Source organism: Mesorhizobium sp. B2-4-15 (genome assembly GCF_006658505.1).
In the GTDB taxonomy this organism is placed as follows: domain Bacteria; phylum Pseudomonadota; class Alphaproteobacteria; order Rhizobiales; family Rhizobiaceae; genus Mesorhizobium.
The window spans coordinates 66,355-77,799 of record NZ_VFUZ01000011.1; the positions used below are offsets into that span (position 1 = coordinate 66,355).

Genomic DNA, 11,445 nt, shown 5'->3' on the forward strand with positions numbered 1-11,445 from the left:
ACCAAGCATCAATCCAAAACGCCCTTTAATCCAGCAGGGGAGATCTGGCGATGATCAAGGCTTTTGTCGTGGACAATGATCGCCTGCGCGTCGTCGACGACCTGCTGGCAGATGGCGACAGGGTCGTCTGGGCCGATCTGATCAATCCGACCAAGGAAGAAGAAACCACCATCGAGAGCTGGCTCGGCATCGCCATCCCGACCCGCGAGGAGATGGAGGAGATCGAGATCTCCAGCCGCCTCTACATCGAGGACGGCGCCTACTTCATGACCGCCACCCTGCCCGCCCAGACCGAGGTCGACGATCCCCTGATGTCGCCGGTCACCTTCGCGCTCTCCGGCAACAGGCTGATCACGGTTCGCTATCATGAGCCGAAGGCGTTCAAGACCTTTCCGCTGCGCGCCGAGAAGGTGGCGATGGGCTGCACCAGCGGCGACACCATCCTGATCGGCCTGCTGGAAGCGATCGTGGACCGCTTGGCCGACATCCTCGAGCGCGCCGGCCGCGACGTGGAGGCGATCTCGCGCGACATTTTCGAAGCGCGCTCGACCAAGGTATCGAAGCGCAACAGAGACTTCCAGGAACTGCTGAAGGCCATCGGGCGCAAGGAAGACATCGCCTCTTCCGTGCGCGACAGCCTGATATCGCTGCAGCGGCTGGCCGGCTTCCTCGCCCATGTCGCCACACAGACCAAGATGAGCAAGGACGTCCGCGCCCGCATCAAGACGATGTCGCGCGACGTGCTGTCGCTCGCCGACCACGCCACCTTCCTGTCGCAGAAGATTTCCTTCTTGCTCGATGCCACGCTCGGCATGATCTCGATCGAGCAGAACGCCATCATCAAGATCTTCTCGGTCGCCGCCGTCATCTTCCTGCCGCCGACGCTGGTCGCCTCGATCTACGGCATGAATTTCGACGTCATTCCCGAGCTGAAATGGCAGCTCGGCTATCCCTTCGCCATCGGCCTGATGATCCTGTCGGCGATCCTGCCCTTCTGGTATTTCCGCCGCCGCGGCTGGCTCTGAGCGCTCTCGGCAGCCAAGCAGGTCGCGGATCAGGCCGTTACGAGCCGTCCCATTCCCCGCCTGCACGGAAAGAGGCGTGCTCGTGGAGTTTCCACTCTCACCGCCTCGCCCGGCAGGCCCTGCCGGGCCTGGCGCATTAGAAAATACTTGACCTGACAGCCTTCGGCCTGCATCCGAGGATTCCGATCCGTCGCAATCGCTCGTCTTTCAACCGGATTTTGCCTGATGACCGCAAAGATCTCTGCTTCCGAAAAGATCTCTGCTCCCGGAAAAACCTGGACCTATGATGATTTCGTCGAGGGGACGTCGCTCGACCTCGGCACCAAGCTGGTCAGCGCCGAAGAGATCATCGAATTCGCCACGGAGTTCGACGCCCAGCCGATGCATCTCGACGAGGAGGCCGGCAAGGCGTCCATCCTTGGCGGGCTGGCGGCGTCCGGCTGGCACACCTGCGCCATGTTCATGCGCATGTGGTGCGACGCATTCCTGCTGGACTCGACTTCACAGGGTTCGCCGGGCATCGACTATGTCAAATGGAAGAAGCCGGTGTTGGCCGGCGACACGCTGACCGGCCACAGCACCATCATGGCCAAGCGCCTGTCCAGGTCGAGGCCGCAGCTCGGCCTGGTCACCATGCGCGCCGAGCTCTTCAACCAGCGTGGCGAAAGCGTCTTCGAGCTCGAGAACACCGGCATGTTCCTCACCCGCGAGGCCGTCGCGTGACCCTCGACGAATTCTTCCGCATCGGCACCACCGTCCCCCTCGGCTCGCACAGATTCGAGCCCGAGGAGATCAAGGCATTCGCCCGCAAATACGACCCGCAGGTCTTCCACGTCGACGAGGAGGCGGCAAAGGACAGCGTGCTTGGCGGCCTCTGCGCCTCCGGCTGGCACACTGCCGCCACCTGGATGAAATACAATCTGGAAAAGCGTATGGACGCCGAAGGCTGGGATGGTCCAGGCCCGGTGCCGGAATTCGGTCCCTCGCCTGGTTTCAAGAACCTCAAATGGCTAAAGCCGGTCTATGCAGGCGAGACGGTGACTTTCACCCGCACCGCTGTTTCCCACCGCCCGATCACTTCACGCCCCGGTTGGCAGTTGCTGGCGCTGCGTTCGGATGCCTTCGATTCGACCGGCGACAAGGTGCTGGAATTCGAAAGCGCCGTGCTCGTGAAGGTGGGGTAGAGGCGCCTCTCCCTTCTCCCCCTGCGGGAGAAGGTGGCCTCGCGAAGCGAGGTCGGATGAGGGGTGCTCCAGCTTGGCACCGACAGCACTCCGTCCGACACCCCTCAACCGTCTCGGCGATCCACCTTCTCCCAACAAGGGGAGAAGGAAAAAGCCCGCTCAATGCCCCTCGAACCCGATCAGCGTCCGCACCGGCACGCCGAGTGCCTCGAGCTTGGCACGCCCCCCCAGATCCGGCAGGTCTATGACGAAGCAGGCGGCCAGGATGTCGGCGCCGATCTGGCGCAAGAGCTTGACCGCCGCTTCCGCCGTGCCGCCGGTGGCGATCAGGTCGTCGACCAGAATCACCTTCTCGCCAGGTGAAACGCCATCCCTATGCATCTCCATCTCGTCCAGCCCGTATTCCAGGCTGTAGGCCACGCGCACCGTCTCGAAGGGCAGCTTGCCCTTCTTGCGGATCGGCACGAAGCCGGCCGAAAGCTGATGGGCGATCGCGCCGCCCAGGATGAAGCCGCGCGCCTCGATGCCGGCGATCTTGTCGATCTTCTGGCCGGCATAGGGATGCACCAGCTCGTCGATGGCGCGGCGGAAGGCGCGCGCATTGCCGAGCAGCGTGGTGATGTCGCGAAACAGGATGCCGGGCCTGGGATAGTCCGGAATGGTGCGGATCGACGCCAGCAGCGTGTCTTCGAGCGAAGGTTTCATGAGGAGGCTCCGGATGATCCAGCTGACGGGTGAGAAACGGCGCAGGGCCGATCGTAACCCGGCGCGACCGGCAACGGCTAGCGCGATGTCGCGGCCGAGACAAGCGCATCCGGCAGAGGATTGGCCTCGCTCGCTCTGTCCCATGCCTGCGCCGCGATCTTCCACTGCCCTTCGCTCTTCACCAGCAGCAGCATTTCCACGGAGCGGCTGGTCTCGGCTCCGTTCTCGGTCATCTCGGCGGCGGCGGCCGCGATCGCGATATTGCCGAAGACCTGAACGGTGACGCCAAGCACAACCTCATCGAACGTCAGCAGCGACGTCTCCGACAGCGCGCGCATTCGCGCGACGAAATCAGCGACACCGACCGGTCTTGCCGGCCGTGCGGCAGGGTAAAGGCTGGCGCCGGGGAGGAAATCACCGGCAAAATCGTCCCAGCCCGGCGCGACATCGTGGCCCCAGCTCAGACTGGCGAACTGGCGCGCGATGACAACCCGAATCGCATTCTCGTCCGCGCTGCGTTGGCTGTCCTGCATGGTCGGCCCTTCCCGGTCCGCTCCGCCGACATGAACTATAGGACCATTTCGCCGTCTCGGAAACAATCGCGGGCCACGACACCAGAATCAAAAGGGCGCCCGGGGCGCCCTTTCTCAAGAGATGCGGTCGACAGAAGCCTACATGCCGAGCCCGGAACGCAGCTCGGCCTTGGCTACCTCGTATTCCGCCCTGAAGTCATCCCGGTTGAGCAGGACCGCCGCGATGACGCTGCCGGAAATCTTGCCCATCTCGACATCGGAGGGAAAGTGGATGCCGCCGACGATGCGGTTGTGGGCGAATTCCGCCGCACGTGCCATGATCTCGGCGCGCTTCTCCGGGACCATGTCGGACAAGATGATGCCCATCATGGTGCCCACGGTCGCGTGACCTGACGGCCACGAACCGGAGCTCGACAGCTTGACCGCCGGCTTGACCAGATCGCTCAACTGATGCGGACGAGGACGCTTCCAGACGTCCTTGGCCGGATCGACAACGGCGCCTTCGGTCTCGACCACGCGATCGAAGAAGGCGCTGAACTTTGGCAGCTTGTCCTTGGTGAAGTTTGGTCCCATGACGTCGGCGAAGCGCCAGACATTTTCCTCGGCGTCGGCGACCGCGCGGGCTTCCATTTCAGGCGTACGCGTCACCTGCAATGTCAGCACCTCGCCGAGCTCGGCTTTGGTCTGCGCCGAATCATTCGCTGGAGGCGGCGGCAGGATCATAGTCAGGTCGACATCCTTGTTGGTGATGAAGGGCTTTGCGTCCTCGGCGCGGGCGGTCGAGCCGACGACGAGCAACAGAAATGCTGCGGCGAGCGATGCATATTTCTTCATGGCGCGATCCTTTTTCGATGAGGGCAGCGCAGGATCGCCACATGCGGTGACGGCCATGTGACGCAGGCGGTCTTCACTGACGCAGAAAGGGCGCCTCGCGGCGCCCTTTCTGGTTTCCCTTCACCATGCGCGCGGTTCAGTGCGCCACGCCTTCCCACACCTTGCGCTTGGTCATGTAGACCAGGGCGCCGAACAGAAGCAGGAACACCAGCACACGGAAGCCCATCTTCTTGCGATCTTCCATGTGCGGCTCGGCCGCCCAGGACAGGAAGGCGGAGACGTCGCGGGCATACTGGTCGATGGTCTGCGGCGAGCCGTCATCATAGGTCACCTGGCCGTCGGAGAGCGGCTTGGGCATCTTCAGCGACACGCCCGACATGAAGTACGGGTTGTAGTGCGTGCCCTCAGGGATGACCATTCCGGCCGGCGGCGTCTGGTCGTAGCCGGTCAGCAGCGAATGGATGTAGTCGGGACCGCCGGCGTCATACTGGGTGAAGATGTCGAAGACGAACTGCGGGAAACCGCGCTCGACGCCGCGCGCCTTGGCCAGCAGCGACATGTCGGGCGGAGCAGCGCCGCCATTGGAGGCAGCGGCGGCCTCCTCATTGGCGAACGGCGCCGGGAAATGGTCTGATGGTTTGCCGGGACGGTCGAACATGTCGCCGGCATCGTTGGGGCCGTCATGGACGGTGTATCCGGCCGCCAGCGTCTTGATCTGCGCGTCGTTGTAGCCAAGGTCCGAAAGTGTGCGGAACGCCACCAAATTCATCGAATGGCAGGCCGAGCAGACTTCCTTGTAGACCTTCAGGCCGCGTTGCAGCTGCGCCTTGTCATAGGTGCCGAACGGGCCGGTGAAGCTCCAGCTCATTTCCTTCGGCTCGTTGATCGGGAAATGCGTTGGAGCCGCGGCGTTGTGCGCCTCTTCGGCCGCGAATGCCGCCGTACCGGCGGCCACAAGGCCGATCAGCGCAAGCGAGGTGAGAATCTTTTTCATGCCAAATCCCCTTAGATTCTCTACCGCTCAGCCCTTGGTCTGTGGTGCGGCCATGGCGCCCGCTGGATGCCCGCTGCCACCCTTGTTCTTCTCCAGCACCGCCTCGGTGATCGAGTTCGGCACCCTGCGCGGCGTCTCGATCAGGCCGAGCACCGGCATGATGATCAGGAAGAAGGCGAAGTAGAACAGCGTCGCCATCTGCGCCATGAACACATAGCTGCCTTCCGCCGGCTGCGAGCCCAGCCAGCCAAGCAGGATGGCATCGGCCACGAACAGCCAGAAGAACAGCTTGTACCAGGGCCGGTACACCGCCGAACGCACCTTGGAGGTGTCGAGCCAGGGCACCAGGAACAGCATGGCGATGGCGCCGAACATGCACAGCACGCCGCCGAGCTTGGAGTTGATCGGCCCGATGTTGAAGGTGATGGCGCGCAGGATTGCGTAGAACGGCAGGAAGTACCATTCCGGCACGATGTGGGCCGGCGTCTTCAGCGGGTTTGCCACGATGTAGTTGTCGGCATGGCCGAGATAGTTCGGCAGGTAGAAAACGAAATAGGCGAAGAAGAACAGGAACACGATCATGCCGAACGCGTCCTTGATGGTCGCGTACGGGGTGAAGGCGACGGTGTCGGTCTTCGACTTGACCTCTATGCCGGTCGGGTTCGACTGGCCCACGACATGCAGCGCCCAGACGTGCAGCACGACGACGCCGGCGATCATGAACGGCAGCAGGTAGTGCAGCGCAAAGAAGCGGTTCAGCGTCGGATTGTCGACGGCGAAGCCGCCGAGCAGCAGCTGCTGGATCCAGTCACCGACCAGTGGAATGGCGCTGAAGAAGCCGGTAATGACGGTGGCGCCCCAGAAGCTCATCTGCCCCCACGGCAGCACATAGCCCATGAAGCCGGTCGCCATCATCAAGAGGTAGATGATGCAGCCGAGAATCCAGAGCAGCTCGCGCGGCGCCTTGTACGAGCCGTAGAACAGGCCGCGGAAGATGTGGACATAGACGGCGATGAAGAAGAACGAGGCGCCGTTGGCATGCATGTAGCGCAAGAGCCAGCCGGAGTTGACGTCGCGCATGATCTTCTCGACCGAATCGAAGGCGAGAGTGCTGTCTGACGTATAGTGCATCGCCAGCACGATGCCGGTGATGATCTGCGAGACCAGCATGATCGACAGGATGCCGCCGAACGTCCACATGTAGTTGAGGTTGCGCGGCACCGGGTAGGCGACGAAGCTGTCATAAACCAGCCGCGGCAGCGGCATGCGGGCATCGAACCAGCGTCCGAGACCGGTTTTTGGCGTATAGGTCGAGTGTCCCTCGCTCATCGAAATATCCCCTGCCTCAACCGATAAGGATCTTGGTATCGGAAACGAACTTGAATACCGGAATCGCCATGTTCTCGGGCGCCGGGCCTTTGCGGATGCGGCCGGCGGTATCGTATTGGGAACCGTGGCACGGGCAGAACCAGCCACCGAAATCGCCTTCCTGGCCGAGCGGGATGCAGCCCAGATGCGTGCAGACCTGAACCATCACCATCCAGGCTTCCTTGCCGGGTGTGGTGCGGTTGGCATCGGTCGCCGGCGCGTCGGACGGGAGGTTGGCGTTGCGGGCGATCGGATCCTTGAGATCGGAAAGGCTGACGGCTTCGCCGTCCTTCATTTCCTTTTCGGTGCGGTTGCGCACCACGACCGGCTTGCCGCGCCACTTGACGATCAGCGAACTGCCTGGCGTCAGCGAGGAGACATCGACTTCGACCGAGGCGAGCGCCAGCGTCGAGGCATCGGGGCGCATCTGGTCGATGAACGGCCAGGCGACGGCACCGGCGCCGACCACGGCGGCCATGCCGGTGGCGACGTAAAGAAAATCTCGACGATTGGGATCGTGGATGTCGGTTGCGCTCACGGGTGCCTGATCCTTTCGCCTCTTCCGCGCCGGTGGCCGAGCCTTGTTCCCCGCTCAATCACGCCAACCCGACAGCGCATGGCGAACAGGCTAGCGAATTCCTCCGGCATTTGGACTTCGGTTTATGCGTGAAGCCCGTTTTTGTCCAGACGGGTCAAGGCACATGGGCAGATTGTCGCGGGGACAAAATCCCCTGTTGCGCGGCAAGACGGCGAATGGCCGCGAAAGGCGGCTAAACAGCCGGGAAACAACCGCAAATCCAGTGTCCTTGTGCACCTCGACACGGAATGTCGGTGTGATCTATCCTCCCCGGCATGGCGCACGTCGTAGACCGCGAGGAATGGGCTGTTCGTTCCGACCGCTGGAAGGGCGAACCGCAATGCGGCGCCTACGGCTCCAACTCCTGCCTGATCTTCAACTACCTGCCCGATGTAGGCGGCGGCCCGCGCCTGCACGTCCATCCCTATTCCGAGATCTTCATCATCCGCCAGGGCACCGGCCTGTTCACCGTCGGCGATCAGGAGATCGAGGCCTCGGCCGGCCTGATCGTTCCGCCGCACACGCCGCACAAATTCACCAATCTCGGTCCGGGGCCGCTGGAAACGACCGACATCCACGAGAACGGCACTTTCATCACCGGGTGGCTGGAGTGATGATGCCTTGCTTGTCGGTTTCCGGTTGCCGCCTAGATTCACTGGACGGGCGGTCGACACGGCCAGGACATGCAAACCTCGAACATCGAAATCGAAGGGCTGAGCATTGCCATGCGCGAAGCGGGCCCGGCCGGAGCGCCGGCTTTCCTCCTGCTGCACGGATGGCCACAAAGCTCCTACGCGTTCGAACGGGTGATCGGCCGGCTGGCAACCGATTACCGGGTCGTCGCGCCCGACCTGCCCTGCATCGGCGGTTCGCAGGGCTTGCCCGGGGCTGGCGACAAGAGGACCCTGGCAAGGCTGATGAGAGGCGTGGCCGAGGCTTGCGGCCTGCGGCAACTCGTGGCCGCCGGCCATGATGTCGGCGGCCAGATCGTGTTTGCCTTGCTGCGCGACCATCCCGAGATCCTCTGCGGCGCGGCGATCATGGATGTCGTCATTCCGGGCATCGCGCCGTGGGAGAAGGTCATTGGCAATCCGCGGATCTGGCATTTCGCATTCCATGCCGTCCCGGCGTTGCCCGAAACGCTGGTGAGCGGCCATCAGAGCGCCTATTTCGACTTCTTCTTCAATGCGCTTTCGAAGGACCGGGCCTCGATCCCGGATGATGCCCGGGAAATCTATGCAAAAGCCTATTCCCGGCCCGAAAGCCTTCAGGCCGGATTCGACTGGTATCGCGCCTTCCCCGAAGACGCCAAAGCCAATGCCGCACGGCCCGCGCAGCCGATCGCAATTCCGGTGCTGTATCTCAGGGGATCGGCGGAGCCCGGCGATATCGGCGACTATGTCGATGGCCTGCTCGCGGCCGGGCTTTCGAAAGTAGAGGGCGACATCATCCCCAACAGCGGACATTTCGTCGCCGATGAAAATCCCGAAGGCCTCGCCACCCGCCTGGCGCGTTTCCACAGGGAGATCAGCGCGGCCAGCGCCGACCCTACATGGCGCCGAGCCTGACCAGCACGGCTTTCGGAATATCGTATTCGCGGATCACGGCGTCATGCTTTCGAAGGCCGCACAGTTCGCGCTGGATGAAATAGGCGTGAACGGCCACCGCGGCCTCCCTAAGCAATCGGGCGCGCAACTGCTCGTCGGCATTGTCGCGCAACCTAACCAGTGTTTCTTCAACCCGCCGCCCGGCACGTCCGAGTGCCGCCGCCTTCTCGGCCAGGATTTCATGGCCAAGCGCGTCGAAGGCCGCTTCGGCGGCCGACGCGCCGGCAAGATGGGATGGCGGACGCAAGGACATTTCAGCTTCCCTTTCCGAACACCATGCGGTGGGTGACGAATTCTTCGGCCTCCACGCGCTCAAAGCCAAGCCGCTCATAGAAAGCGAAGGCTTCGCGCGGCGCCCTGGTGTTCAACACGGTGAAATACTGGCGGGCCCGGTCGATGACGGTCTCGACCAGCATGCGGCCAAGGCCGGCGCGGCGGTGACGTGCACTGACGAACAGATGCCGGACCCGGCCGTGGTCCCTGCCCTCGAAATAAGGATCGATGTTCAGCCCGCAGACACCGGCGAGCTCCGCGCCATGCCATGCTCCAAACAGCGCCTCGCCCCGTTTGAGGAACTTGTCGCGGCCGCTTGCCCAGCCATCCCCCAGGCGCACCAGCATCCAATAACCTTCCAACCGGCTCTCTTCTTTCAGCCTGTCGAAGGCCGGCGTTGTCGGCCGCAGCCGCCTGACCCCATAGTCGATCTTCGCCTGTCCACCCATGCGCCTACTCCGCCGGCCGCGTCTCTTCCAGCACGCTTTCCTCATGATAGAGGAAGCCACCGGACTGCCGCTTCCACAGCCGCGCGTAGAGCCCGTCCAGCGCCACCAGCTCATCATGCGTGCCTTGCTCGATGATGCGGCCGCCGTCGAGCACCACGAGGCGATCGAGTGCCGCTATCGTCGACAGCCGGTGGGCGATGGCGATGACGGTCTTGTCCTCCATGAGCCTCGCCAGATTCTCCTGGATCGCCGCCTCGATGTCGGAATCGAGCGCCGAGGTCGCCTCGTCGAGGATCAGGATCGGTGCATCCTTGAGAAAGAGGCGGGCGATCGCCACGCGCTGGCGCTGGCCGCCCGACAGTTTCACGCCGCGCTCGCCGACGAAGGCCTCGTAGCCGGCACGGTCCCTGTTGTCGCGCAGGCCCAGGATGAAGTCATGCGCCTCGGCCTTTTTTGCCGCCGCGATCACCTCGGCGTCGGTCGCGTCGGGCATGCCGAGCTTGATGTTGTCGCGCAGCGAACGATGGAACAGCGCGGTGTCCTGGCTGACGACGCCGATACTGGCGCGTAGCGAATTCTGGGTCACCGTGGAGATTTCCTGGCCATCGATTGTGATGGAGCCGTCCTCGAGATCGTAAAGACGCAGGATCAGATTGGCGAGCGTCGTCTTGCCCGCACCCGATGGCCCGACCAGCCCGACCTTCTCGCCCGGACGCACGACAAGGTCGATGCCGTCCAGCACGCCGAACCCCTTGCCGTAATGGAACTCGACACCCTTCACATCGATGCGCCCGCCGGTCACGACCAGTTCCTTGGCATTGGGCGCATCGACCAGCCCGAGCGGCTGCGAGATCAGCGCTTTGGAATTCTCCAGCACGCCGAGATTGCGCAGGATGCTGTTCATCTGCATCATCAGGCGGCCGAGAAGCATGTTGAGCCGCAGCACCAGCGACAGCGTGAAAGCGACGGCGCCGACAGTGATCGACCCTTCGACCCAGAGATAGACGGCAAAGCAGCCGATCGCCGTGATCATGATGCCCGACAGCGTCGTCAGCGCCATGCGCACGCCGGTCAGCCGGCGAGTGAAGGGACGCAGCGCGTCGAGATAGATGTCGAAGCCGTTCCTGATGTAGTGGTCATCGCCGTCGGCCGCGAACAGTTTCAGCGTCTGCACGTTCGAATAGGAATCGACGATGCGGCCATTGATCATCGAGCCCGCCTCGGCGGTAGCCTCGGCGTGCTTGCGGATCGCCGGCAAATAAAGCCTGGCCAGAAAGCCGAACGCCGTGATCCAGACCACCACCAGCGCCGCCAGCCTGAGATCGAGGCCGGCGACCAGCGCCAGCGTCGTCGCCGTGTAGACCACCATGAACCAGACGACCTCGATGAAGCTTTCCATCAGGTCGCCCGTCGCCTGTCCCGCCTGCCAGACCTTGGTGGCGATGCGGCCGGCGAAATCATTCTGGAAGAAGGCGTAGGACTGGCGCGAGACGTGCCGGTGCGCCTGCCAGCGCACCAGATTGTAGAAGCCGGGCGTGATCGTCTGCTCATCGACCAACGCCGACAGGCCGACGATCACGGTGCGGATGACCAGCACCACCGCGATCATGAACAGCAGCTCAGGGCCGGCGGCGGTCCACAGCGCATGCCAGCTGCGCTCGCCGGGGAGTTGGTCGAGAATATCGACCAACCGCCCGACGAAGTAGAACAGGCCAGCCTCGACCAGCGGCGCGATGCCGCCAATGACCAGCATGGCGAAGAAGGCGAACTTCGCCTGGCCGACATAATGCCAGAGAAAACCGCCGACGCTGGACGGTGGCCGAAGATTCGCCGGCTCCCTGAATGGATAGACCCAGTTCTCGAACCACCGATAGACGGCTGTCATCATGCGGCGGC

The 11,445-nt window shown here is 63.3% G+C and carries 14 protein-coding genes; 5 read left to right on the plus strand and 9 right to left on the minus strand.

Features of this window, described 5'->3' with window-relative positions:
* Positions 1-50: 50 nt before the first annotated feature.
* The 3 genes from corA to FJ930_RS15105 all read left to right on the plus strand — a co-directional run bounded on the left by corA (position 51) and on the right by FJ930_RS15105 (position 2,209).
* Positions 51-1,025, plus strand: coding sequence for a magnesium/cobalt transporter CorA (corA, locus tag FJ930_RS15095; RefSeq protein ID WP_141838676.1), 975 nt, complete (start codon positions 51-53; stop codon positions 1,023-1,025).
* Positions 1,026-1,250: 225 nt separating this feature from the next.
* The gene (locus FJ930_RS15100; RefSeq protein WP_181763384.1) at positions 1,251-1,748 is read left to right on the plus strand and encodes a MaoC family dehydratase; all 498 of its coding nucleotides are present in this window, start codon (positions 1,251-1,253) and stop codon (positions 1,746-1,748) included.
* Positions 1,745-2,209, plus strand: coding sequence for a MaoC family dehydratase (locus FJ930_RS15105; protein ID WP_141838679.1), 465 nt, complete (start codon positions 1,745-1,747; stop codon positions 2,207-2,209). The genes FJ930_RS15100 and FJ930_RS15105 overlap by 4 nt, the downstream gene beginning before the upstream one ends.
* 159 nt (positions 2,210-2,368) lie before the next feature.
* On the opposite strand, the gene FJ930_RS15110 is transcribed toward FJ930_RS15105, so the two are convergent.
* The 6 genes from FJ930_RS15110 to petA form a co-directional block, all read right to left on the minus strand.
* On the minus strand, positions 2,369-2,914 hold the full coding sequence (locus FJ930_RS15110) for an adenine phosphoribosyltransferase (RefSeq protein ID WP_140610724.1): 546 nt from the start codon (positions 2,912-2,914) through the stop codon (positions 2,369-2,371).
* Positions 2,915-2,991: 77 nt separating this feature from the next.
* A complete protein-coding gene (locus FJ930_RS15115) occupies positions 2,992-3,447 on the minus strand; it encodes a hypothetical protein (RefSeq protein WP_141838681.1) in 456 nt (151 codons plus the stop codon).
* Positions 3,448-3,585: 138 nt separating this feature from the next.
* A complete protein-coding gene (locus tag FJ930_RS15120; protein WP_140745473.1) occupies positions 3,586-4,281 on the minus strand; it encodes a phosphatase PAP2 family protein in 696 nt (231 codons plus the stop codon).
* A gap of 136 nt (positions 4,282-4,417) precedes the next feature.
* On the minus strand, positions 4,418-5,275 hold the full coding sequence (locus FJ930_RS15125; protein ID WP_141838683.1) for a cytochrome c1: 858 nt from the start codon (positions 5,273-5,275) through the stop codon (positions 4,418-4,420).
* Between the two features lie 27 nt (positions 5,276-5,302).
* Positions 5,303-6,604 carry a cytochrome b N-terminal domain-containing protein gene (locus tag FJ930_RS15130; RefSeq protein ID WP_140745477.1) on the minus strand — a complete coding sequence of 434 codons (1,302 nt, stop codon included), beginning with the start codon at positions 6,602-6,604 and terminating at the stop codon, positions 5,303-5,305.
* Positions 6,605-6,620: 16 nt separating this feature from the next.
* The gene (gene petA, locus FJ930_RS15135) at positions 6,621-7,181 is read right to left on the minus strand and encodes a ubiquinol-cytochrome c reductase iron-sulfur subunit (protein ID WP_140692140.1); all 561 of its coding nucleotides are present in this window, start codon (positions 7,179-7,181) and stop codon (positions 6,621-6,623) included.
* A gap of 314 nt (positions 7,182-7,495) precedes the next feature.
* Here petA and FJ930_RS15140 point away from each other — a divergent pair, with 314 nt between their 5' ends.
* Positions 7,496-7,834, plus strand: coding sequence for a cupin domain-containing protein (locus FJ930_RS15140; RefSeq protein ID WP_141838685.1), 339 nt, complete (start codon positions 7,496-7,498; stop codon positions 7,832-7,834).
* A 69-nt stretch (positions 7,835-7,903) separates the two neighbouring features.
* Positions 7,904-8,788: an alpha/beta hydrolase gene (locus tag FJ930_RS15145; RefSeq protein ID WP_141838687.1), complete on the plus strand. Its 885-nt coding sequence runs from the start codon at positions 7,904-7,906 to the stop codon at positions 8,786-8,788.
* Here FJ930_RS15145 and FJ930_RS15150 read toward each other — a convergent pair.
* Genes FJ930_RS15150 through FJ930_RS15160 form a run of 3 tightly spaced genes read right to left on the minus strand, consistent with a single transcriptional unit; the run spans position 8,769 to position 11,437 of the window.
* Positions 8,769-9,080, minus strand: a complete 312-nt coding sequence (locus tag FJ930_RS15150; RefSeq protein ID WP_141838689.1) for a DUF6665 family protein — start codon at positions 9,078-9,080, stop codon at positions 8,769-8,771. The genes FJ930_RS15145 and FJ930_RS15150 overlap by 20 nt on opposite strands.
* A gap of 1 nt (position 9,081) precedes the next feature.
* Positions 9,082-9,549: a GNAT family N-acetyltransferase gene (locus FJ930_RS15155; RefSeq protein WP_141838691.1), complete on the minus strand. Its 468-nt coding sequence runs from the start codon at positions 9,547-9,549 to the stop codon at positions 9,082-9,084.
* A gap of 4 nt (positions 9,550-9,553) precedes the next feature.
* The gene (locus tag FJ930_RS15160) at positions 9,554-11,437 is read right to left on the minus strand and encodes an ABC transporter ATP-binding protein (RefSeq protein ID WP_141838693.1); all 1,884 of its coding nucleotides are present in this window, start codon (positions 11,435-11,437) and stop codon (positions 9,554-9,556) included.
* Between the last annotated feature and the right edge of the window lie 8 nt (positions 11,438-11,445).

Coding starts and splice junctions, on each gene's coding strand:
- corA (WP_141838676.1), top strand. CDS start 51: ATGATCAAGGCTTTTGTCGTGGACAATGATCGCCTGCGCGTCGTCGAC.
- FJ930_RS15100 (WP_181763384.1), top strand. CDS start 1,251: ATGACCGCAAAGATCTCTGCTTCCGAAAAGATCTCTGCTCCCGGAAAA.
- FJ930_RS15110 (WP_140610724.1), bottom strand. CDS start 2,914: ATGAAACCTTCGCTCGAAGACACGCTGCTGGCGTCGATCCGCACCATT.
- FJ930_RS15115 (WP_141838681.1), bottom strand. CDS start 3,447: ATGCAGGACAGCCAACGCAGCGCGGACGAGAATGCGATTCGGGTTGTC.
- FJ930_RS15120 (WP_140745473.1), bottom strand. CDS start 4,281: ATGAAGAAATATGCATCGCTCGCCGCAGCATTTCTGTTGCTCGTCGTC.
- FJ930_RS15125 (WP_141838683.1), bottom strand. CDS start 5,275: ATGAAAAAGATTCTCACCTCGCTTGCGCTGATCGGCCTTGTGGCCGCC.
- FJ930_RS15130 (WP_140745477.1), bottom strand. CDS start 6,604: ATGAGCGAGGGACACTCGACCTATACGCCAAAAACCGGTCTCGGACGC.
- FJ930_RS15140 (WP_141838685.1), top strand. CDS start 7,496: ATGGCGCACGTCGTAGACCGCGAGGAATGGGCTGTTCGTTCCGACCGC.
- FJ930_RS15145 (WP_141838687.1), top strand. CDS start 7,904: ATGCAAACCTCGAACATCGAAATCGAAGGGCTGAGCATTGCCATGCGC.
- FJ930_RS15150 (WP_141838689.1), bottom strand. CDS start 9,080: ATGTCCTTGCGTCCGCCATCCCATCTTGCCGGCGCGTCGGCCGCCGAA.
- FJ930_RS15155 (WP_141838691.1), bottom strand. CDS start 9,549: ATGGGTGGACAGGCGAAGATCGACTATGGGGTCAGGCGGCTGCGGCCG.
- FJ930_RS15160 (WP_141838693.1), bottom strand. CDS start 11,437: ATGATGACAGCCGTCTATCGGTGGTTCGAGAACTGGGTCTATCCATTC.